This window comes from Streptomonospora litoralis (assembly GCF_004323735.1).
GTDB lineage: Bacteria > Actinomycetota > Actinomycetes > Streptosporangiales > Streptosporangiaceae > Streptomonospora > Streptomonospora litoralis.
Genome location: NZ_CP036455.1, coordinates 3097491 through 3118832, shown reverse-complemented (window position 1 = coordinate 3118832; position 21342 = coordinate 3097491). Strand labels below are relative to the sequence as shown.

Sequence of the window (21342 nt, the reverse complement as noted above, 5' to 3'; positions counted from 1 at the left end):
GCTTCCGCCCGCTCCAGCAGTAGACCGCCGAGTCCCCGGCCGCGGCCAGCACGCGATGGCATGAAGTGCGTGCTCGGCCACCGTTCGCTCTTCGTTGTTTTCTACAATCGCGGCCGTGGGCTAACGTGTCCGCCACGCGGGGCGGGCACACTTCGCGGCGCGCGTACCGCGGTTCCGGGCAGAGGAGCAAGGGGGCGCCGATGCGTATCCGCGATCTCGTCGCGATCGCGCACCTGCGGCTGCGCTTCCTGGCCGGCCAGGAGCACGCCGACCGGGAGATCGGCCGCGTCTACACCACCGACCTGCTCCACCCCGAGCGCTACCTCGACGGCGGCGAGCTGGTGCTCACGGGACTGATGTGGCGCCGCGGCCCCGAGGACCCCGACACCTTCGTGCGTGCGATCACCGAGTCGGGCGCGGTGGGCCTGGGCGCCGGAGCCGCACTGGGCGCCGTCCCGCCCGATCTGGTGGCCGCCTGCGAACGCCGCGGTCTCCCGCTGATCGAGGTCCCGGCCGAGACCTCCTTCGCCGCGGTCGCCGAAGAGGTGCAGCGCGCGCAGACCGGCAGCCTGCTGGCCGGGATCGTCGAGACCCGCCAGCGCCACCGGCGGCTGATGGCCGACCTGGCCGCCGGCGCCGACTTTCCGGGCGTCTTCGCCGCGGCCGCCGAGCAGGCGGGCCTCGCCTGCTGGGTGGTCTCCAGCACCGGACGGGCGGTGGCCTCGGCGGGGGAGGAGCCGACCCGCGCCGAGCGGGAGTGGCTCGCCGAGCAGCGGCTGCGGCGTCCCCGACGGCACACCGCCGACCTGCCGGCCGCCGGCGCCGCCGCCGGGCGGCGGGTGACGCTGGTGCCGGTGGGGGAGCGCGACCCGCATCCGCTGGTGGGTTGGGTGCTCGCGGTCGAAGGCGACGCCGAGGTGTGGCCCGAGGACGGCACGGAGGCGGTGAACGAGCTCGCGGCTCTGGCGGGACTGGCCCGCAGCCTGGGCGAGCAGCGCGCCGCCGACGAGGCGCGCCACGTGCAGGGGCTGCCGCGCCTGCTGGCGGCGCAGCGCTTCGACGAGGTCGCCGCGCTGCTGCAGGTGGCGGGCTCCCCGGACGAGGAGGAGCGCTCCCGCGCCCGGCATGTGGTCGTGAGCGCGGCGCTGCTGCCCGAGCCTCCCGAGCCGGCGCTGGCGCGGCGCGTCCTGGACGAGCTGGTGGCCGACCTGCCGACGGCCGCCGTGGCGGGCGACGGCGCGGCGATCGCCGTCGTTCCGGTCGCCGAGGCCGTCAGGGGCGGCCCCGCAGCGGACGGCCCGCCGGGTGAGTCCGCCGAGACGGGCGCGCCCGTCGGGGAGACCGGCGAGGGCGGGGAGGCAGCCGGGGCCGAGGCGCTGCGCACCGAACTCGCCCGCCGGGCCGCGGTGCTGGAGCCCGGGCTGCGCGACCACCGGCTGGCTGTCGGGATCAGCGCCGCGGCGCCCGGCATCGCCGCGCTGCGCGGCGCCGCGATGGAGGCCGACCACGCCCGCCGCCTCGCGGAGCTGCGCGGCGGCCGCTCCCACGTCGCCGCCGGGACCGAACTGGACTCCCATGAGCTGCTGCTGGCCTCGGTCCCCGAGGAGGTCCGCACCTCCTACCGCGACCGCCTCCTGAGCCCGCTGCTGGACTACGACCGCACCCACCGCTCCGACCTGGTCGCCACCCTGGAGCGCTTCCTCGCCTACTCCGGCTCCTGGCAGCGCTGCGCGACGGCGATGCACGTGCACGTCAACACCCTGCGCTACCGCATCGGCCGCGTCGAGGCACTCACCGGCCGCGACCTCGCCAGCCTGGAGAACCGCGTCGACTTCTACCTGGCGCTGAAGCTGCACAAGTAGCCCGCCAGTGGGGCGTCCCGACGGCTTCCGTCTTCATATTCGTATCGGATCGCCAGTTCGCCTGACGCTGGATGTCCGTTCCGCGATAATGCCGGGCATGCGCACCCCCCTGAAGCCCTTGATGCTGCTCGCTGTCTGTCTCGAAGCAGTCGTAATCATCGTTCTCGGGGCAGCGGCTTACGTCGGAGGGTTGCAGACCGCGACTGCGGCGGCGGGCATCGTCGCAGCAGTGCTCGCGCTGCCGGCGGCGCTGGCGGGAGCGATGGCAGGCGGTTCCGGGCGGCGTCCGGGTGCGCGGCGGCGGCCGAAGGCTGAGGCGGACGCTCCGGCCGCGTCCGCAAGCTCACCGAGAGGTGGACGATTCGCCAATCGGGCGGGAAATGTGCATGGCACCGCTATCCAGGTCAACAACGCCTACGGCGGCATCGACCTGGGATCGCGAGCGCGGGGTGGCTTGGCCGGCGCGCTGGCGGCACTCGCCGTCGTAGCCGCGGCGGGCATTCCCGCGGCCGCCTACCTTGTGCTTCGCCCCGACGAGAGTGGAAACGGAAGGATGGGCGGCGCGCCCACGCCGTCGGTCGGCACGACGCCGACAAGCACTTCGGCCTCGTCGCCCCGGCCCTCGGCGGAGCGGACATCTCCGTCGGCGACGATTGCCGCGCCGCGCAACCCGCCTGCTTCCACGGCTGCACGGCCGGAAAACGCGTCCCCGAGTGAGACCGATGGCGCGGACACAGCCCCGCGCGAGGGCCGCGTCACCATCGGCGACCCCGCCTCGCAAACGGTTGCATGCAGCGACCCCCGCGAGAGCGGTCAGGTGCTCTGGAACGCTTGCGTGCGTGATGCCGGAGAACGGATAGGTTTTCTCGTCCGTATCGTGAACGACGGCGACACCGCGGCTGAACTCTCCGTCCGGCTGAGTTGGTTCCACGCGTCCTCAGGATTCTCGCCTTGCCCGGCGCCGTGGGGGGACGGAGCGCGGGTCGTCGTCCCTGCCGGCGCGACCGTGGCGACCGACAGCGGTTGCGCCGCCGACAAGGAGCCCGTCAACTTCCAGACCCGGGCGAACGTGGTCCGCCCCGGGCGCACCTGGGGGTACCGGGCTATGTCACCGGGTGCCCACGTGCACAGCGACGGGTCGGTTGAGTTCTCTTAGCGGCGGTGTCGGCCGGTGCTTCGCCTGCACATCATCGATAGGCCGGCGACCCGGTCCGCGCGCCCCTGTCACCCGCCCTCGCTACGGTCCATCTATGAGTGACTACGACCCGGCCTCCGGCGGCGAGCTGCGTGGGGCCGATCTTGCCGGGCGGGATCTGCGGGAGCGACTGGCGGGGGCCGGTGCACAGCCGCGGGTGTTCGCCGAATGCGACCTCGCCCGCGCCGACCTGCGCGGGGCCCATCTGGTCGATGCGGTCTTCACCGACTGCCGGATGGACGGAGCACTGTTCGACGAGGCCGCGCTGGACGGTGCGCGCTTCTCGGGAGGGACCGCCTCGGGGGCGCACTTCACCGGTGCGGAGTGCATCGAGGCCGCTTTCGACCGCACGGACCTCGCCAACACCGAGTGGGCGCGCGCCGTGCTCACCGAGGCCGTTTTCACCGCCTGCCGACTGACCGGGGCGGGCCTGTGCGACCTGCGCGGGATCGGGTACTCCTTCGTGCGGTGCAACATGATGCTGGCGCGGCTGAAGGGAGCCTCGCTGCGCGACCTCGATATGACGGGGGTGCGCCTGGACGAGGCCGACCTGACCAAGGCCGACCTGCGGGGGACGGTATGGCAGCAGAGCCGGCTGCGCGGCGCCGTGCTCACCGGTGCCGACTTCGGCGGAGCGGACCTGCGCGGCGCCGACCTGGGTGAGATCAGCCTGACCGACGCCGCCGTGCTGCGCGGTGCCACGGTCTCGCCGCAGCAGGCCGACATGCTGCTCGCCGGGCTGGGCATACAGGTTCTTGCGACCGACGGGCAACCGGACGCCGCGGGACGGTGACCGGGCCGCTGCGGCCCGCCGCCCGTTTCGGCCCGAACGCACAGCGGCCGGCGGCCCGGTGGATTCCGGGCCGCCGGCCGTCCGGTGTGCCGCGGGCCTGCTCTCCCGCGGCCGCGGAGCGTGTCCTACTTGGCGTGGCCGCGCGCCGCCGTCAGCGCGAAGGCGCCCGTCGCCGCCAGGCCGGTCACCAGCATGACGAGGACCATGCTCGTCATCGTGGTCCCACCGTGCAGGCCGGCCGCCGAGGCGAGCGTGCCGCCGATGGCGAACTGCAGCGTACCCAGCAGGGCCGAGGCGCTGCCGGCCGAGGAGGACGGCTGGCTGACGATGGCCAGCGTGGTGGCGTTCGGCGAGATCAGGCCGGTGCAGAACATCATCACGAACAGCACCGCGGTCACCGCGACCAGGCTGGTGTGGCCGGCCAGGTGCATGCCCAGCAGCAGCGCCACCGAGGCCACCGCGCCCAGCAGGCCGATGAGCAGCCGCCGCGTCGTGTGCATCTTCCCGATCAGCGCGGCGTTGAGCTGGTTGCCCAGGATCATGCCGAGCGTGTTGATCCCGAAGATGAGGCTGAACTGCTGCGGTGTGGCGCCGAACTCCTCCTGCGAGACGAAGGAGAACGCGGAGATGTAGGTGAAGGTCATGGCGAAGCTCAGCGCCATGGTCAGCGTCGGGCCGATGAAGCGCGGGTCGGCGACCAGGCGCAGGAAGTGCCGCACCATCTGCTTGGGGTCCTGCCGAACGCGCTGGTGCACCGGCAGGCTCTCCGGCAGGCCGAAGAAGACCAGCCCGAAGCCGGCCAGTCCCGCCGCACCCAGCACGGCGAAGATCAGCTGCCAGGGCCCGATGAGCAGCAGTTGTCCGCCCAGCAGCGGGCCGAGCATCGGGGCGAGCCCGACCAGCAGCACCAGCCGGGAGAAGAACTTGGCGGCGGAGTCGCCGTCGAAGGTGTCGCGCACCACCGCGCGCGAGATCACCATTCCGGCCGCGGCCGCCAGTCCCTGGACGAAGCGCACCACGCTGAACATCTCGGCCGTCTGCACGACCATGCACAGCAGCGACGTGGCGGTGAAGACCCCGATGCCCACGAGCAGCGGCTTGCGGCGGCCCAGCTGGTCGCTGAGCGGGCCGATGATCAACTGGCCCAGCGCCAGCCCGACCATGACCGCGGTCAGCGTGAGCTGGATCTGGGATTCCGGGGCGTTCAGGTCGGCCGCGATCTGCGGGAACGCGGGCAGGTACAGGTCGGTGGCCAGGGAACTGGTCGCCGAGAGGACTCCGAGGATGAAGACCAGCAGGACGACCGACCGGCGCGGGCGGTCGGCACCGTGAGTCGGCGTCTGCGGGGCGCGGTCGGTCCGCAGACGCGGGCGCACAGCGGTAAGGCTCACTCGTACTCCAGCAGGCATGACGAAGGGACACCGGAAAGAAAGGTGTGGAATCGGCACCGAGAAGCCGCGGGAGGGCCGGTGCTCGGTAGAGGTCCCATCGCGGGACACCGTGCCTGCAACACGGTGCCCCCTTTGCTAAGTCCCGGTTGGCCGTTGATCTTCGCGTGATGTGAGTTACGGTGCCAAAACGCCTTGTATGCGGGAATTTCAGGGCCTGTGACAGGGAGCACGGCGGCCTTTGGCGCGCGCGGCCCGCGCGCGAAGTCCGCTGGAGCGGGGCACGTGAGCGGTCGGGCGGGGTTTTGCCGATTTTTGGCAGACGGCGTGCATGATCCGGACGGCGCCGGATAGCTGAACCCCTACACGCGAAAGGGAGAGTTGAGGGCCTCTTCCGCGTGCGGGTGCCCGGTCCTTCACCCGGGCACCCGGACCGCCCCGGACGGGAGTACGCGCCACGCGGAAGCCGTCCGCAAGGTCGGCGCCTCGCGGTCTTCGGGGGGAGCCGGGGGTGCCGACCGTGAGCGCGTCAGCGCGCTCCGCCCGGTGGGCAGCGTGCCCGCCCACCGGGTTCGCAAGGGGGTGGGACCGGGGCGTCGGCGCCTTCCGTCCCGAAGCGGCGCCGACGCCCCGGTCCGTGTGCGAACGGGCGGGTTCCCCGGCCGCCAGGGGTGCCCGCCCATACGCGCGCCATAGCGGCGGCGCGGCGACGGCAGGCACCGGCGGGTCTTCGCTTCCAGCCGGGCCGAGGCGGCGCCGGACTACGAGCGCCGACGGCACGGATCGGCGGGGTTCCTGATGCGACGAGGGCGTGCGGCCCTGCTGACCTCAGGGCCGCACGCCGGGTCGGGGGCCGGGCCGCCGAGCGCGCCCGGACCCCGGGGTCGGCGGGTCTCAGGAGCCGTCGAGGGCGCCGTCGATCGCCGCCATCAGGCTTCCCTGGGCGTCGTCGCCGTCCAGCGACCAGGCCATGATCCCGCCCAGGCCCTGCTGCTGGGCCCAGTCGACCTTCTGCCGCATGGCGGTGGGGTCGTCGTAGGTCCAGAAGGTCGAACCGTTGTACAGCCAGGCGGTGCCGGCCTCGGCGTCGCGGTAGAGCTCGTAGCCGCTCAGGTTCTTCAGGTTCTTGTAGTCGTCGATGCCGTCCTCGTAGGGGCCCTGCGCCGCTCCGGTGGACGTCTGGTGCAGGCCGTCGCCGTCGGGGCCGCCGGGCACGCCGGTCCAGCCGCGACCGTAGAAGGGCACGCCCATCACGAGGTCGGCCGGGTCGGCGCCGCGGTCGATGTAAGCCTGGATCGTCTCCTGCATGCTGTAGGTCCGCGGACCGGGGTCGTTCGGGACGGGAGTGAGGTTGGACTGGTGGTTGGTGGTCGACTCCCAGGCGCCGTGGAAGTCGTAGCCCTGCACGGTGACGAAGTCGAAGTCCTCCATCACGGCGCCCACCTCGTAGCCCGCCTCGATCTTCTGCGGGTCGGCCGCCATGAACGAGGTGAGCTGGTACTCGCGGCCGTTCTCGGCCTCCAGAGCGTTCAGCTGGTCGCGGAACTCCTGCACCAGGGCCGTGAAGTTCTGCTTGTCCTGCGGGCGGAACGTGTTGTCGGGATGGCCCGCCGAGGCCGGCCACTCCCAGTCGAGGTCGATGCCGTCGAACACGCCCGCGGCCGCGCCGGTGCCGCCGGCGCCGTCGATCACCGGCAGGTTGCCGCGCAGGTACATGTCGATGCAGGAGCTGACCAGGCGTTCGCGGGAATCGGCGGTCAGGGCCGCGTCGGAGAGGTTCTTCGACCAGGTCCAGCCGCCCAGCGAGATGAGCACCTTCAGGTGGGGGTGCTTCGCCTTGAGCTCGCGGAGCTGGTTGAAGTTGCCGCGCAGCGACTGGTCCCAGGTGTCGCCCTCGCCGTCGACGCTGTCGGCGGCGCCGAAGGAGCGCCCGTAGTCGGCGTAGGCGTCGCCCTCGCCCGGCTGGTTGGCCATGAAGCACTGGCCGTCCGCCGAGACGTTGGCGAACGCGTAGTTGATGTGGGTCAGCTTCTCGGCGGTCCCGCTGGTGTCCACGTCCTGGACGAGGTAGTCGCGGGCGTAGATGCCCCACTGGGTGAAGTAGCCGACCCGGCGGTCGCCGCCCGGCCCGGGGTCGCCGCCCCCGCCGTCGTCGGCGGAGGTGCGCGCGGTGACCGGGTCTCCGGCCGCCGACCGGTTGCCCGCGGCGTCGTAGGCGCGCACGGAGAACGTGTACTCGGTGTCGGCGTCCAAGGCGCCCACGACGGCCGTGGTGGCGGTGCCGGTCGTGGAGGCGGCGACCTCACCGCCGCGCAGCACCTCGTAGCCGGCGACTCCCACGTCGTCGTCGGCGGCGTCCCAGCTCAGGGTGATGCTGTCGGCGGTCTGGTCGGTGGCCGAGAGGCCTCCGGGCACGGACGGCGCCTCGGTGTCCTCCGAGGGCGGGCCGCCCGAGCAGGGGGCGTCGTCGATGGTGCAGCCCTCGGGCTCGGTGGCGGTCGGGCCGGCGGAGAAGGAGCCGTTGAACCCGATTCCGTAGCTGCCGCCGGCAGGCACGGGCGCACCCCAGTTCGGCGGGGTGACGGTGTAGTTGCCGGCCGACTCGGCGACGTCGGCGTTCCACATGCTGCTGATCGCTGCGCCGTCGGGCAGGCTGAACTCGATCGTCCAGTCCTGCAGCGCGGTGTCGCCGTCGTTGATGATGGTGAACTGGCCGCTGTACCCGGTCTCCCAGGTCTGGCCCTCGGTGTAGACGACGGTGATGTCTGCGGGAGCGGCCGCGGCGGGCGCGGCGAACAGCGGGGTCGCCGAAACCGCGAGGGCGAGTGCCGCGGCGGCGGCCGCTCTGGTGCGGGGGGTCTTCACGTGCGTTCGTCTCCTACTGCGCCGAAGGGGCGGGGGATGATGGCCGGTGCGGCGAGCGGGATCGGGCCGCTCGCCCGGCTGAGAAGCGGGAGTGATGCGGGCGCGCCGGCGGTGTCGGGGCCTGCCGTGCGCCGCGGAGACGGCGGTCGGGCCGGGGGAGCGCGTGCGTTGCAGGGTGCGGGGGATCGGACGTTCATGAGGGGGTTCCGTCCGGTCGGGCCAATTTTTAGGAAACTTAACTATTAGTTTTTCTGTCTGGCAATGGGTGACCGCGGTCTGATGTGTCTGCCAATGTGATCGGGCGCTTACCGGCCCGGTCGGTGACCTGCGCAGGTATCGGTGCGCAAAGCCGCAGGCAGACGGGTTGTCCGCATCCGGCCACCCGGAATCCTTGATATCCGCGGCGATCTCTGGTTCCGCAGTTCAGTGCGGGCGTAGTGGGATTCGGCGCCGAACGAGGGCGGCTCGACGGTGCCCGGCGGCCGGACCGTCCGGATCGACCGCCGAGCCGGAAGCGGTCAACGGCCGAACACAGCGGAGCGCGCGGCCCGCCGACCGGCGGTCACGGGCCGCGCGCTCCGCTGTTCGAAACTCACTCGGCCGCGCGGGTCTCGCCGGTGCCCAGATGGTCGCGGAACCAGGTCATCGCCGCGCCGGCCACCTGCTCCAGCGCACCCGGTTCCTCGAAGAGGTGTGTCGCGTCCGGAACGACGTGCACCTCGTTCTGCACGTGCAGCTTCTCGGTGGTGTCGAAGGAGATCCGCACGATGGGCTCGTCGGCGCTGCCCGCGATCATCATCACCGGTGCCGAGACGTCGGCCAGCCGGTCCTCGGCCAGATCCACCCGTCCGCCGCGCGAGACCACCGCGCCGACCTGCCGCGGCCGCTCGGCCGCAGTACACAGCGCGGCCGCCGCCCCCGTACTCGCCCCGAACAGGCCGATCGGCAGCCCGGCGGTCTGGGAGTCCTCGGCCAGCCAGTCCATCGCGGCCGTCAGCCGCCGCGTCAGCAGTCCGATGTCGAAGCGCAGTTCGCCGCCCGCCTGGTCGAGGCGGTCCTCCTCCTCGGTGAGCAGGTCGATCAGCAAGGTGGCGAAACCCGACTTGTTCAGCGCGTCGGCGACCTCCTTGTTGCGCGGACTGTGCCGCGAACTACCGCTGCCGTGGGCGAACAGCACGACGGCGGCGGCCTCGGGAGTGGTCGCCAGATCGCCGGTGAGCTGCGCGTCGCCGTCCCGCACCGTCACGGTTCGCACGTCCATGTCCCGTCCTTCCCGCTTCCTAGCGCCAAGATTCCACTACCGGCCGAGGCCGTGGCGAAACACGAAGGCCGCCCGGGGCGGTACCTCCCCACCGCAGACCCCGCCGGCCGAGCCGGCCACCGGGCTACTGCGGGCCTTCGGCGGTCGGCTCCTCCTCCGGACTGCTCGGGTCGGGACGCAGCGGGTCGTGCCCCAGTGTCATGAGCGCGTGGCGCCACTGCTCGCCGCGCTCCTCCTCGGGTGCGGCCAGCAGCCGCCGCGCCCGCTCCACGACGTCGCGCATGGTGTCGACGTCGGCGCCGGTCAGGTCCACCTGGCGCTTGTCCAGGATCTCGACGACGCGCCGACCGAGGGGCGAGACGTCCATCGACGGGTCGGCGGCGAAGTGGTCGGGCCCCGATGCGTCGGTCAGCAGCCAGCGACGCAGCTCCTCGCCGCGCATGTTCACCGTGCCGTGGAACTCGCGCCACACGTCCTCGGTCTCGGGGTCGAGCCGTTCACGGACCATGTCGCCCTCCTCGGTTGGCAAGTCGGCAGCCGCGCGCCTGGCGCGCACGTCGTTCGGTCCGCTACCTGGCAGCGGGTATCCGCAAACCCCCGCCGGGCGGCGACGTTCCAGGTCGAAAGCCCGCGGCGGCGGCAGTACGCCCCGCTGCGGGGTTTACCGGCGGGTTGTCTCGGTAGAGGTCGACACGTACCCGCCCGCAATCGCGATCGAGCGGAAGAGGTGCCGTGATCATGCCGACTCAGACGGAAGAGTTCCTGCGCAGCCATCCGCGCGACATCGCCGCAGACGACGTCGATCTGCTCAAGACCGCCGTGGAGCGGCTGGCCGCCTGCGCCCAATCCTGCACCGCCTGCGCCGACGCGTGCCTGGGCGAGCCGGACGTGGCCGAACTCGTCGCCTGCGTGCGCCTCAACCTGGACTGCGCCGAGGTCTGCTCCGCGGCGGAACGCGTGCTGACCAGGCGCACCGAGCCCGACGCCGAACTGCACCGCGGGCTGCTGGAGAGCGTCGTCCTCTACACCCAGGCCTGCGCCCGCGAGTGCGACCGGCACGGCGAGCACCACGAGCACTGCCGGCTGTGCGCCGACCGGTGCCGGCTGGCCGAGGACGCCTCCCGCCAGATCCTTCTCCAGATTCAGGAACAGCAGCGACAGTAGCGGCCGCGAGCGCCGGTACCGCGGCCGCCCAGGGCCGCGCCGCCCGAAGGGAGGAGATGCGTACATGCCCGGGCGAGAGGAGCTTCCCGACACCCTGCGGCGCTCGCCGCGCGGTGCGCAGGAGACCTGGATCAAGGCGCACGACTCGGCCGTGGACAGCTACGGCGAGGGCGAGCGCGCCCACCGCGTCGCCTACTCCGCGCTCAAGCACACCTACGAGAAGGTGGGCGACCGATGGCGTCCCAAGGAGGACGAAGGGCCTTCCGACAAGCAGGCGGCCAACCCCCGGGCGCCCCAGCGCGGCGGCGACGCGCCCACCGCCGGCGGGGTCGACGCCGGCGCGAGCAAGCACCACCTCTACGAGCGTGCGCGCGAGGCCGGTGTCCAAGGCCGGTCGAAGATGAGCAAGCAGGAGTTGGTCGACGCGCTGCAGAAGGCGAGCCGTACGCAGACCCGCCGGGCCCGCGGCTCCTGAGCCCCCCGCGGGCCCGTCTGCGGCGGGCCTTGCCCCGGCGCCGCGGCCGCGCCCTTCGTTGTACGCACCGGCGCCGCCCGGATCCGCTGCCGGGATCCGGGCGGCGCCGACGTGCGCGCCCGAGCGAAAGCGCCGCGCGGGGCGCGCTCCCCCCTCATCGTGACCGCGCCCGCGCGCAGCGGCCGCTCCTGGCGCGCGATCCGCCGAGGAAGGTCCTCTCGCCCCCCGACATCGCGTCATCGAGAAGGACCCGCCTCGGCTCCGCCGGTGCCGGAGCACCGGTTCGGCCTGTGCAGTACGCGGCTACCGCACCCATGATCAGCGAAACGTCGGAATGGACATTTTCTTCATTCCGCGACAAGTCGTGATTCGCGACGGAACGCGCCGGCGGCTCCCGTGCGACCCGGCCGACCGGGGCGGCGCGGTTGCGGCGGCCGATTGGTGCCGGGACCGCTGAACGGCCGGTTGTGCGCCAGCATCCGCTCGGCCGCGGCGACGACCTCGTCCACGCCGATGCGCAGCAGCCCGGGATCGGGCTCGCGGCCGTGCGGGTCGCCGCGGCGCCCGTGCCACAGGCAGGTGTGGCGGGCCGTGTCGATACGCGGCCCCCACAGCGCCGGGTCGACCGGGCCGAACAGCACGACCGACGGGGTGGAGTAGGCGGTGGCCAGGTGGGCCGTCCCGGTGTCGCCGCACACGACCAGCGGGGCGTCGGCCACCAGTGCCGCCAACTCGGGCAATGGGGTCCGCCCCGCGTGCACGTGCCGCTCGTGCAGGCCAGCGCGGTCGGCGACGTCGCGTGCCAGCGGGCGCTCCGCCGCGGAGCCCGTGATCGCGACGTCGAGTCCGCGGTCGGCCAGGTGGCGGGCGACGGCGGCGAAGCGGTCGGCGGGCCAGCGCCGCGCCGGGAACGCCGCACCGGGGTGCACGACGGCGGCCCCGCTCGCGTCGACCGGCCCCCCGGTGCGCGGCAACCGCACGTCGCCGGGATCCGCGCTGATGCCGTGCGCCGCGAGCAGCCGGCACCAGATGTCGACGTCGTGGATCGGCCCCGGCCACGGCGGGCCCGGAACTCCCGGCGCGCCGGGACCGGCATGGGTCACCAACCGCCCGGGCGCCGGCGCCCGCAGCGCCCGCACCGACTCGGGGCCGCTGCCGTGCAGGTTGACGGCTGTATCGGGCGGGTCGGGATAGGGCCACGGCGGCGTGGCCGGACCCGTGGTCGGCAGCAGCCGCCAGTCGAGCCCCGCCGACGTGAGCAGGTCGCCGTGCGCCGAGGGGGCGGCGAGGTGCAGACTCCAGCCCGGGTGGGCGCGTTCCAGGGCGCGCAGGGCGGGGACGGCGGTGAGGAAGTCGCCCAGCCCCAAGGCGCGCAGCACCAGTAGGCGCTGCGGGCGGCCGGTGGACGGGGCCGCCGCGTCGGCCAGGGGACGGGGCCGCTCCGATCGCTGGTGGCGCGCCTGCGCCTCCGCATGGGGACTGCTCATGCGCCCGCCGCTACCGCGGGCCCCGCCGGCCAAACACGGCCACTCCGGACGCGGCCGCCGCCCGCGTCCGGCCCGCCGATCAGGTGTTGGCGTGGCTCCCGCTGATCTCGGCGAGAACCGAGGAGGGGTCGCGCTCGACAGCGAGGTCGCCCAGGGTGACCATCCCGACGAGCCGGTCCTCGTCGACGACCGGCAGCCGGCGCACCGCGTTCTCGCGCATGCTGCGCACCGCGTCGTCGATGCTGTCGCGCGGCCCGACGACCGCGAGTCGCCCGCTGAGAGTGCCGCGGGCCGTAGCCCGGCCGCAGTCGGCGCCGTCGGCGACGCAGCGGACCACGATGTCGCGGTCGGTCAGCACGCCGACCACCCGGTCGTCCTCGGCCACCACCACGTCGCCGATGTCCTTGTCGCGCATGATCACGGCGACCTCGTACAGCGTCGTCTCCGGGGACACGGTGTAGGGAGGCTGGGTCATGATCTCCCGCACCTGCTCGGCCATGGGATCCTCCTGGCTGCGAACCGCGTTCGCGCTCGGCGGTCCGCGTCGCCCTGGGAGTCCGCGCGATCACGCGGCTCGGCGGCCGACGCGGGCCGCGGCTTGGCTGATGCCAGACCACTACCGACCCCCACCGGCCTGAAACCCGGCCGGGTCGCTCCCGGACGCATATGCGCCGAGCTGGGAGAATCCGCAGTCAGCAGACGCGCTGGGATCGGTGCACACGCCCGCCTGCGGCGGCGCGCCCGACGTTAGCCCGGCGCCGGTACGGGTAGCGGCGCGCTCGCCGAAGAGCACGGCCAGGCATCCCCCGCATGCAGATCACAGGAGGACGGCGATGGCCCTGGACCGCAGGGACGAGGCGAGACTGCACCGGCTGCAGCGGCAGCTCGCCGCGGACGATCCCGACTGCCACCGCCGGATGCGCGACTACTCCGACCGGCTCGCGCGCAACCGCGCCGCGACCGCGGAGCCGGCCGGGCCCGCCGAACCGACGGCCGCCCGCGAACCGGCGCCTTGGGCGGGGGTCCTACTGGTGTGGGCGGTCGTGCTGGCGGCGGCGCTCGTGCTGATCGCGGCCACCGCCGGAACCGCCTGAGCGCGCCGCGGCCGTCCCGCCGCGAGCCCGTCGGCTCGAAACCTCCCCAGAACCCACGGAACGGAATCGCCATGACTCAGACCGCCCCGTCGGCGCGCGAGGCATCCGAGAGGCGCGGTCCCATCGCCGGCGGGTCGACCCTCGTCGGCTGGCTGACGTCAACCGATCACAAGGTGATCGGCAAGATGTACCTCATCGCCTCGTTCGGGTTCTTCCTCGCGGCCGGCGTCATGGCGATGCTGATCCGCGCGGAGCTGCTCTGGCCGGGCATGCAGGTCCTCACTCACGAGGGCTACAACCAGCTCTTCACCATCCACGGCACCATCATGATGCTGCTGTTCGCGACCCCGCTGTTCGTCGGGTTCGCCAACGTGATCGTGCCGCTGCAGATCGGCGCGCCCGACGTCGCCTTCCCCCGGTTGAACGCGTTCAGCTTCTGGCTGTTCGTGTTCGGCGGACTGATGGTGCTCGGCGGCTTCCTCACCCCCGGCGGCGCGGCGAGTTTCGGCTGGTTCGCCTACACGCCGCTCTCCGACGAGGTGCGCTCGCCCGGGCTGGGCGGCGATCTGTGGGTGATGGGCCTGCTGGTGTCGGGGCTGGGCACCATCCTCGGCGCCGTCAACTTCATGACCACCGTCGCCGCGATGCGCGCACCGGGCATGACCATGTTCCGGCTGCCGCTGTTCACCTGGAACACCGTGTTCACCGGCGTGCTCATCCTGCTGGCGTTTCCGGTGCTGACCGCGGCGCTGGCCGCCCTCGCCGCCGACCGCATCCTGGGGGCCCAGGTCTACGGGGCCGAACACGGCGGCGCGATCCTGTGGCAGCACCTGTTCTGGTTCTTCGGCCATCCCGAGGTCTACATCGTCGCGCTGCCGTTCTTCGGCATCATCACCGAGGTCATTCCCGTCTTCTCGCGCAAACCCCTGTTCGGCTACGGGGGGATGGTCGGCGCCACCATGGCCATCACCGGGCTGTCGATGACGGTGTGGGCCCACCACATGTTCGCGACCGGAGCCGTGCTGCTGCCGTTCTTCTCGTTCATGTCCTTCCTGATCGCCGTGCCGACCGGGATCAAGTTCTTCAACTGGATCGGCACCATGTGGCGGGGCCAGTTGACCTTCCCCACGCCGATGCTGTTCTCCGTGGGCTTTCTGGTGACGTTCCTCTTCGGCGGGCTGACCGGGGTCATCCTGGCCTCGCCGCCGCTGGACTTCCACGTCACCGACTCCTATTTCGTGGTCGGCCACTTCCACTACGTGCTCTTCGGCACAGTGGTGTTCGCGATGTTCGCCGGTTTCTACTTCTGGTGGCCCAAGCTGACCGGCAGAATGCTGCACGAGGGACTGGGCAAGGTCCACTTCTGGACGCTGTTCGCCGGGTTCCACGCGACCTTCCTCGTCCAGCACTGGCTGGGCGTGGAGGGCATGCCGCGCCGGTACGCCGACTACCTGCCCTCCGACGGGTTCACCACGCTCAACTTCATCTCCAGCATCGGCTCCTTCGTGCTGGGGGCCTCCACGCTGTTCTTCTTCTGGAACATCTGGCGTACCGCCCGCAAGGCCCCCATGGTGGAGACCGACGACCCGTGGGGCTACGGCTCCGCGCTGGAGTGGGCCACCTCCAGTCCGCCGCCGCGGCACAACTTCACGGCGCTGCCGCAGATCCGCAGCGAGCGGCCCGCTTTCGACCTGAAGTTTCCGCATGCGGACCGGGAGAAGGGGGCCTCGGGCACCGCCGCCGACGGATGACGCCGCCAGGCCGGTGCTCTCGCCGGGCGGCCCGGCACTAGAATCGGCGTCGCCGACCGGAGCGCGCGCCCGGCGCCCGCCTGCGCCGAAGTGGCGCGCCCGCGAGACCGGGACGGACGGTCTCGCGGGCGCGGTCATGGAGCCCGCAGGGCCGGTCGGCGCCGCCCCGCCGTGCGGGGCGCCAGGGAGCCGTGACCCCGCTCCGGGTACGGCCGGAATCCGCAGCCGAGTGGCGCGGCGCCGGTGCCGTCGCAACGGGCACGCGGCCCCGTGCGTTCCGGTATGCGCTCAGCCCGGGACGGCACGCTCGGATCGCCGTTTTGTTGAGTATTGAACGACCCGGGAGTGATTCTACCCGTCACCGGTGGCGCGGCCGAATCACGCCGGGTGCCGCCGCGCGCTTCGGGGGAGCGGTCCCGCCCCGGCGGCGAGCGGCGCGGGACCCCCGCCGGCGTCACTGCTTGGTGGTGTGCTCCGGGCGCACGGCGATCACGATCCGCTCCTCGCCCGGCTCCGCCCACGGGTAGCGGTCCTGGTCGATGTAGCGCTGGGCCAAGCGGTCGATGAAGGCGTTGCCGTCGTCCTCCGCGATCGACTCGACCCGCCCGCGGACCTCGATGTAGCGGTACGGATCGTCGGGGTCCTGCACCGACATCGAGATGCGGTCGTCGCGCAGCAGGTTGCGGTACTTCTGCCTGCCGCGGGTCTGGCTGAAGCGGAGGAACTCGCCGTCCCAGTCGATCCAGACCGGGTTGGCCTGCGGCTCGCCCCGCGGGCCCAGCGTCGCCACGTGGGCGAAGCCGGGTTTGCGCAGGATGTCCTCCCGGTCGGCGGGAATGGTGCTCATGTCGCTCCTTTCCGCGGCGGTGCACGCGCACCGTTCACCTATCACCCACCGCCCGCGCCAAACGTCGCCCGGGGCCCGCGCCGCCGGGCGTCACCGTGCACGTGCGGCGCCGCCCGCCACCGGCTGTTTCGCCTGCAGGGGTGCGGGTAGCGGCGGCCGACGAGGCAGCCGCGGCGCCGCCCGGCGGCGCCGTTCGAGACGAGAAGGCGGGGAACGGGGTGACCGTCGATGTCCGCTGAGCAGCCCGTGCCTCCGATCCCGGGTTATGAGGGCCTGCCGATCGGAACGCTGCAGCACCGCGTCCGAGCGCTGACGCTGGAGCAGATGCGCGATCTGATCGACTACGAATCCGGCCACGCCGACCGGACCAACGTGCTGGCGATCCTCCGGTCCCGCTTGGACGAACTGGAGAACGGCGCCGAACCCAGCGGCGGCGACCAGACCTTCCATCCCGAGACCCCGGAGGCGCCCCGCGGTGGTTCCGATGTCAGCTCCCGGGGCCAGGCGCCCCACGGCAACCCGCCGCCGCACGGCGTGCCCGCACAGCCGGCCGAACCCAAGGGCGACTACCAGCCCGGCACCGGATGAGGCGGAGCACGACCGCGTCCGTACGGGGGTGCCCGACAGCGGGCGCCCCTTTCGATGAGGAGGTCCCGCGATGACCAACGACTTCCCGTCGGGGGGCGGATTCGATCCCCGCTCCTTCGAGGAGTTCCTGGCGCGCTTCTTCGGGCCGGGGGGCGCACGCCGGTCCACCCAGCGCGTCGACCTGTCCAAGCTGATGGACGCCAAGACCCGCGAGGTGGTCTCCGAGGCGATCGCCCGCGCCTCCCAGACCGACGGCACCGACCTCGACGCGGCCCACCTGCTGTGGGCGGTGCTGCGCTACGGGCCGACCCGCGAGCTCGTGCAGCGCACCGGCGCCGATCCGGACACCCTGGCCAAGTCCGCCGAGACCGAGGCGGGACGCGTGCCCCAGGCCGGACCGGGCATTCCGGCGCTGACTCCGGCGGCCAAGCGCACCCTGCTGGACGCGCACCAGATCGCCCGCGCGCTGGGTCAGCCCTACATCGCCCCCGAGCACATGCTCTTCGCGCTCGCGGTGAACGGTGAGTCGCGTATCGGCCGCCTGCTCTCGGAATCGGGGGTGACCCCCGACGCGCTGCAGTCGGCCGCCGGATCGGGCCCCTCCGCCGCGGCCGGCGGCCAGGGCGGCACCGAGCAGCGGCAGAGCAGCACGCCCAACCTCGACGAGTACGGCACGGACATGACCGCGCTGGCCGCCGAGGGGCGCCTGGACCCGGTGATGGGGCGCGAGTCGGAGGTGGAGCAGACCATCGAGGTGCTGGCCCGCCGCCGCAAGAACAACCCGGTGCTCATCGGCGACCCGGGCGTGGGCAAGACCGCGATCGTCGAGGGCATCGCCCAGCGCATCTACGACAACGACGTCCCCGACACGCTCAGCGGCCGCCGGCTGGTCCAGCTCGATCTGGCCGGGGTCGTCGCGGGCACCCGCTACCGGGGCGACTTCGAGGAGCGGGTCCGCAACATCATCGAGGAGATCCGCAACGACGACCGGCTGCTGATATTCATCGACGAGCTGCACACCGTCGTGGGCGCAGGCGGCGCCGAGGGCGCGATGAGCGCCGGCAACATGCTCAAGCCCGCGCTGGCGCGGGGTGAGCTGCACATGATCGGCGCCACGACGCTCGACGAGTACCGGCAGAACATCGAGAAGGACGCCGCGCTGGAGCGCCGCTTCCAGCCCGTGCTGGTCTCCGAGCCCTCCGTCGAGGACACCGTGGAGATCCTGCGCGGCCTGCGCGACCGCTACGAGGCCCACCACCAGGTGCGCTTCTCCGACGACGGGCTGGTGGCCGCCGCCGAGCTGTCCGACCGCTACGTCTCCGACCGGTTCCTGCCCGACAAGGCGATCGACATGGTCGACCAGGCCGGCGCCCGGGTGCGGCTGCGCGCCAAGCGGCCCAGCGTCGACGTCCAGGAACTGGAGGAGCGGCTGCGCGAGCTGGAGACCCGCAAGGAGCACGCGGTACGCGAGGAGGACTACGAGGGCGCCTCACAGGCCCGCGACGAGATCAACAGCACGCGGGAGTCCATCAACCGGGCCCGCGACTCCGGGGCCGAGCAGGTGCCCGAGGTCGGCGTCGAGGACATCGCCGAGGTCGTCTCGCGGATCACCTCGATCCCGGTCTCCCAGCTCACCGAGGAGGAGCGCGAGCGGCTGACCGGCCTGGAGGATCGGCTGCACACCCGCGTCATCGGCCAGGACGAGGCGGTCACCGCCGTGGCCGAGGCGGTGCGGCGCTCCCGCGCGGGGCTGGCCTCACCGGACCGGCCCATCGGCAGCTTCCTCTTCCTCGGCCCCACCGGCGTGGGCAAGACCGAGCTGGCGCGGGCCCTGGCGGAGGCGCTGTTCGGCTCCCAGGACCAGATGGTGCGCTTCGACATGAGCGAGTTCCAGGAGCGCCACACCGCCGCGCGGCTGGTGGGCGCGCCTCCCGGCTACGTCGGCTACGAAGAGGCGGGCCAGCTCACCGAGGCGGTGCGCCGCTCGCCCTACACGGTGATCCTGCTGGACGAGATCGAGAAGGCGCACCCCGACATCTTCAACCTGCTGCTGCAGATGCTGGACGACGGGCGCCTCACCGACGGCCAGGGGCGCACCGTGGACTTCCGCAACGTGGTGGTCATCATGACCAGCAACCTGGGCTCGGAGTTCATCACCGGCGGCGGCCCGATCGGGTTCACCGGCGCCGGCGACGGCGATCGCGACCGCGCCACCCGCGACCGCATCATGGCCCGCCTGCGCGACGAGTTCCGGCCGGAGTTCCTCAACCGGGTGGACGAGATCATCGTCTTCTCCCAGCTCAGCGATGATGAGCTGGCCGAGATCACCCGGCTGATGCTGGAGGACACCGCGCGCCGACTGCACGCCCAGGACATCGGGATCGACTTCGGCGACGAGGCCGTCCGGTGGCTGGCCACCACCGGCCACCAGCCCGAGTTCGGCGCCCGCCCGCTGGCGCGCACCATCCAGCGCAGCGTCGGCAACCGGCTCTCCTCCATGCTGCTCAGCGGCGAGATCGCGCCGGGAGACCACGTCGCGGTCGGGGTCGGCGACGACGGACTCGACTTCACCGTCGACTCCAGTGCCCGGCGGCCCGCGTCGAGCACCGCCTGAGGACCTGATCGACCCGCGGGCGTCCGGACGACCGGGCGCCCGCGGGCGTGTGTCGCAACCCGGTCGGGGGCGATCGGCCGCCGCCTGCCGCCGGTGCTGCCTGCCGTGTGCCGCTGTGCCGCCGACACGGGCGGCACAATGGAGTTTGATTACTGAGAGTGACTATAGTGCCCGGTGTAATCGGCAACGCTGTTTCAGCGCCGCTTCGATTGGTAGTCGACTGATCGTGCCCCGCGGCAACAGCGGGCACACGGACCCCACGTCGCGTGGGGAGCGGGGAGCAACGGGGGAGGAGAGCCGGCCGATGCGGTTCCTCGGAGTCAACGCAGTCTTCCACGACCCGGCCGCCGCGCTCGTCGTCGACGGCGCCGTGGTGGCCGCGGCCGAGGAGGAGCGGTTCAGCCGGCGCAAGCACGGCAAGAAGCCGGTGCCGTTCTCGGCGTGGGAGCTGCCCGAGCAGGCCATGCGCTGGTGCCTGGACTTCGCCGGTATCGCGCCCGCCGACCTGGACGGGGTCGCCTACTCCTACGACCCCTCGCTGGTCCGGCCCGACCTGGAAGGGCTCGACCCGGCCTGGGAGGACCTGCGCACCCTCTACACCCGGCGCGCGCCCGCGTTCCTGTCGACCGCGCTGCCCGGCCTGGATCCCGAGCGGGTGCACCACGTGCCCCACCACGTCGCCCACGCCGCCTCCGCGGGGCTGGCCGCGCCCGCGTCCGGCGCCGGACGCGACTGCGCCGTCTTCGCCGCCGACGGCCGCGGCGAGGACGCCGCCCACCTGGCCGGCGCCTACCGCGGCGGTGAACTGGAGATCCTGGCCCGCCAGAGCCTGCCGCACTCGCTCGGGCTGATCTACGAGAACCTCACCGACCACCTCGGATTCCAGCGCTCCAGCGACGAGTACAAGGTCATGGCGCTGGCCTCGTCCGGGCGGCCGCGCTACATCGGCGCGCTGCGCGAGCTGATCGCCCCCGGCGGCGACGGCGGCGTGCGCGTCGACCCCGTCGACTTCACCGCTTTCGCCAAGCGCCGCCGGCCCGGCGGCGAGGTGACCGCGGAGCACGCCGACCTCGCCGCCAGCATGCAGCAGCGGCTGGAGGAGGTGCTGCTCGACCTGGTCTTCTGGCTGCACCGCGAGACCGGCCTGCCGCGGCTGGCCATGGCCGGGGGAGTCGCGCTGAACTGCGTCGCCAACACCCGCATCGCCGCGGAAGGGCCGTTCGAGGAGGTCTGGGTGCAGCCCGCCGCAGGCGACGCCGGAACCGCGCTGGGCGGCGCCCTGCACCTGGCGCAGGCCGCGGGCGAGGACCCCGAGCCCATGGCAGGCGCCGATTTGGGGCGCGGCTGGACCGAGGCCGAACTCGCGGCCGCCCTCGACGCCGCGGACATCGCCTACGAGCGGCCCGACGACCTCGCCGACACGGTCGCGGCCGCACTGGCGCGCGACGAACTGGTCGCCTGGTTCCAGGGGCGCAGCGAGTACGGGCCGCGCGCACTGGGCTGCCGCTCCCTGCTGGCCAATCCCACCCGCGCGGCCAACCTGGACCGCCTCAACGGTGTCAAGGGCCGCGAGAGCTTCCGGCCGGTGGCGCCGATGGTGTCCGCCGAACGGGCCGGCGAGATCTTCTCCCGCGGACCGCTGCCCAGTCCCTACATGCTCTTCGTGCACGACGTGGCCCCCGAGTGGCGCGAACGGATACCCGCTGTGGTGCACACCGACCGAACGGCCCGCGTGCAGACCGTCGAACACTCGCAGGAACTGCTCAGCCGGCTGCTGGAGCGCTTCGAGGCCCGTACCGGCGTAGGCGTGCTCATCAACACCAGCCTCAACACGGCCGGGCGCCCCATGGTCGACAGTCCCCGCGACGCCCTGGAGTGCTTCGGCTCCTCCCCGGTCGACCTGCTGGCGCTGGGCCCCTTCGCGGTGCGGCGCACCGGCCTGAACGGGAGGGGCTGAC

The 21342-nt window shown here is 72.7% G+C and carries 17 protein-coding genes; 10 read left to right on the top strand and 7 right to left on the bottom strand.

The window, feature by feature from the left end; translation table 11 throughout:
- Nucleotides 1–200 precede the first annotated feature (200 nt).
- The 3 genes from EKD16_RS13405 to EKD16_RS13395 all read left to right on the top strand — a co-directional run bounded on the left by EKD16_RS13405 (nt 201) and on the right by EKD16_RS13395 (nt 3850).
- Nucleotides 201–1862 (top strand): PucR family transcriptional regulator, encoded by a 1662-nt coding sequence (locus tag EKD16_RS13405; protein WP_131098692.1) that lies wholly within the window; start codon nt 201–203, stop codon nt 1860–1862.
- A 97-nt stretch (nt 1863–1959) separates the two neighbouring features.
- Nucleotides 1960–3018: a hypothetical protein gene (locus tag EKD16_RS13400; protein WP_131098691.1), complete on the top strand. Its 1059-nt coding sequence runs from the start codon at nt 1960–1962 to the stop codon at nt 3016–3018.
- A 94-nt stretch (nt 3019–3112) separates the two neighbouring features.
- Nucleotides 3113–3850 (top strand): pentapeptide repeat-containing protein, encoded by a 738-nt coding sequence (locus tag EKD16_RS13395; RefSeq protein ID WP_131098690.1) that lies wholly within the window; start codon nt 3113–3115, stop codon nt 3848–3850.
- Nucleotides 3851–3975: 125 nt separating this feature from the next.
- On the opposite strand, the gene EKD16_RS13390 is transcribed toward EKD16_RS13395, so the two are convergent.
- From EKD16_RS13390 to EKD16_RS13375, 4 genes are all read right to left on the bottom strand, one after another.
- Nucleotides 3976–5241 (bottom strand): multidrug effflux MFS transporter, encoded by a 1266-nt coding sequence (locus EKD16_RS13390; protein WP_394347270.1) that lies wholly within the window; start codon nt 5239–5241, stop codon nt 3976–3978.
- A gap of 891 nt (nt 5242–6132) precedes the next feature.
- A complete protein-coding gene (locus EKD16_RS13385; RefSeq protein WP_131098688.1) occupies nt 6133–8103 on the bottom strand; it encodes a glycosyl hydrolase family 18 protein in 1971 nt (656 codons plus the stop codon).
- A gap of 592 nt (nt 8104–8695) precedes the next feature.
- Entirely contained in the window at nt 8696–9364 is a 669-nt protein-coding gene (locus tag EKD16_RS13380; RefSeq protein ID WP_131098687.1) for a dienelactone hydrolase family protein, read from the bottom strand.
- Between the two features lie 124 nt (nt 9365–9488).
- The gene (locus EKD16_RS13375) at nt 9489–9872 is read right to left on the bottom strand and encodes a DUF3140 domain-containing protein (RefSeq protein WP_131098686.1); all 384 of its coding nucleotides are present in this window, start codon (nt 9870–9872) and stop codon (nt 9489–9491) included.
- A gap of 230 nt (nt 9873–10102) precedes the next feature.
- On the opposite strand from EKD16_RS13375, the gene EKD16_RS13370 reads away from it, so the two are divergent.
- Nucleotides 10103–10528 (top strand): four-helix bundle copper-binding protein, encoded by a 426-nt coding sequence (locus EKD16_RS13370; protein WP_131098685.1) that lies wholly within the window; start codon nt 10103–10105, stop codon nt 10526–10528.
- Nucleotides 10529–10592: 64 nt separating this feature from the next.
- On the top strand, nt 10593–11003 hold the full coding sequence (locus tag EKD16_RS13365; protein WP_131098684.1) for a ChaB family protein: 411 nt from the start codon (nt 10593–10595) through the stop codon (nt 11001–11003).
- Between the two features lie 347 nt (nt 11004–11350).
- Here EKD16_RS13365 and EKD16_RS13360 read toward each other — a convergent pair whose 3' ends face one another.
- Together EKD16_RS13360 and EKD16_RS13355 are read right to left on the bottom strand one after the other, a co-directional pair.
- Nucleotides 11351–12490, bottom strand: a complete 1140-nt coding sequence (locus EKD16_RS13360) for a glycosyltransferase family 9 protein (protein WP_131098683.1) — start codon at nt 12488–12490, stop codon at nt 11351–11353.
- Nucleotides 12491–12569: 79 nt separating this feature from the next.
- Nucleotides 12570–12989, bottom strand: a complete 420-nt coding sequence (locus tag EKD16_RS13355; protein WP_131098682.1) for a CBS domain-containing protein — start codon at nt 12987–12989, stop codon at nt 12570–12572.
- Nucleotides 12990–13323: 334 nt separating this feature from the next.
- On the opposite strand from EKD16_RS13355, the gene EKD16_RS13350 reads away from it, so the two are divergent.
- On the top strand, nt 13324–13584 hold the full coding sequence (locus tag EKD16_RS13350; RefSeq protein ID WP_131098681.1) for a DUF3040 domain-containing protein: 261 nt from the start codon (nt 13324–13326) through the stop codon (nt 13582–13584).
- 71 nt (nt 13585–13655) lie between these two features.
- Entirely contained in the window at nt 13656–15335 is a 1680-nt protein-coding gene (ctaD, locus tag EKD16_RS13345; RefSeq protein WP_131098680.1) for an aa3-type cytochrome oxidase subunit I, read from the top strand.
- A 454-nt stretch (nt 15336–15789) separates the two neighbouring features.
- Here ctaD and EKD16_RS13340 read toward each other — a convergent pair whose 3' ends face one another.
- A complete protein-coding gene (locus tag EKD16_RS13340; protein ID WP_131098679.1) occupies nt 15790–16182 on the bottom strand; it encodes a PPOX class F420-dependent oxidoreductase in 393 nt (130 codons plus the stop codon).
- Nucleotides 16183–16410: 228 nt separating this feature from the next.
- Here EKD16_RS13340 and EKD16_RS13335 point away from each other — a divergent pair, with 228 nt between their 5' ends.
- The 3 genes from EKD16_RS13335 (at nt 16411) to EKD16_RS13325 (ending at nt 21341) form a co-directional block, all read left to right on the top strand.
- The gene (locus EKD16_RS13335) at nt 16411–16770 is read left to right on the top strand and encodes a hypothetical protein (RefSeq protein ID WP_131098678.1); all 360 of its coding nucleotides are present in this window, start codon (nt 16411–16413) and stop codon (nt 16768–16770) included.
- 70 nt (nt 16771–16840) lie between these two features.
- The gene (locus EKD16_RS13330) at nt 16841–19384 is read left to right on the top strand and encodes an ATP-dependent Clp protease ATP-binding subunit (protein ID WP_131098677.1); all 2544 of its coding nucleotides are present in this window, start codon (nt 16841–16843) and stop codon (nt 19382–19384) included.
- 304 nt (nt 19385–19688) lie between these two features.
- Nucleotides 19689–21341 (top strand): carbamoyltransferase family protein, encoded by a 1653-nt coding sequence (locus EKD16_RS13325; RefSeq protein ID WP_131098676.1) that lies wholly within the window; start codon nt 19689–19691, stop codon nt 21339–21341.
- Nucleotide 21342: the final 1 nt, after the last annotated feature.

Excerpts from the sequence above, each read along its gene's own strand:
- EKD16_RS13405 (WP_131098692.1), top strand. The coding sequence starts at position 201 with ATGCGTATCCGCGATCTCGTCGCGATCGCGCACCTGCGGCTGCGCTTC.
- EKD16_RS13400 (WP_131098691.1), top strand. The coding sequence starts at position 1,960 with ATGCGCACCCCCCTGAAGCCCTTGATGCTGCTCGCTGTCTGTCTCGAA.
- EKD16_RS13395 (WP_131098690.1), top strand. The coding sequence starts at position 3,113 with ATGAGTGACTACGACCCGGCCTCCGGCGGCGAGCTGCGTGGGGCCGAT.
- EKD16_RS13380 (WP_131098687.1), bottom strand. The coding sequence starts at position 9,364 with ATGGACGTGCGAACCGTGACGGTGCGGGACGGCGACGCGCAGCTCACC.
- EKD16_RS13375 (WP_131098686.1), bottom strand. The coding sequence starts at position 9,872 with ATGGTCCGTGAACGGCTCGACCCCGAGACCGAGGACGTGTGGCGCGAG.
- EKD16_RS13370 (WP_131098685.1), top strand. The coding sequence starts at position 10,103 with ATGCCGACTCAGACGGAAGAGTTCCTGCGCAGCCATCCGCGCGACATC.
- EKD16_RS13365 (WP_131098684.1), top strand. The coding sequence starts at position 10,593 with ATGCCCGGGCGAGAGGAGCTTCCCGACACCCTGCGGCGCTCGCCGCGC.
- EKD16_RS13360 (WP_131098683.1), bottom strand. The coding sequence starts at position 12,490 with ATGAGCAGTCCCCATGCGGAGGCGCAGGCGCGCCACCAGCGATCGGAG.
- EKD16_RS13355 (WP_131098682.1), bottom strand. The coding sequence starts at position 12,989 with ATGGCCGAGCAGGTGCGGGAGATCATGACCCAGCCTCCCTACACCGTG.
- EKD16_RS13350 (WP_131098681.1), top strand. The coding sequence starts at position 13,324 with ATGGCCCTGGACCGCAGGGACGAGGCGAGACTGCACCGGCTGCAGCGG.
- ctaD (WP_131098680.1), top strand. The coding sequence starts at position 13,656 with ATGACTCAGACCGCCCCGTCGGCGCGCGAGGCATCCGAGAGGCGCGGT.
- EKD16_RS13340 (WP_131098679.1), bottom strand. The coding sequence starts at position 16,182 with ATGAGCACCATTCCCGCCGACCGGGAGGACATCCTGCGCAAACCCGGC.
- EKD16_RS13335 (WP_131098678.1), top strand. The coding sequence starts at position 16,411 with ATGTCCGCTGAGCAGCCCGTGCCTCCGATCCCGGGTTATGAGGGCCTG.
- EKD16_RS13330 (WP_131098677.1), top strand. The coding sequence starts at position 16,841 with ATGACCAACGACTTCCCGTCGGGGGGCGGATTCGATCCCCGCTCCTTC.
- EKD16_RS13325 (WP_131098676.1), top strand. The coding sequence starts at position 19,689 with ATGCGGTTCCTCGGAGTCAACGCAGTCTTCCACGACCCGGCCGCCGCG.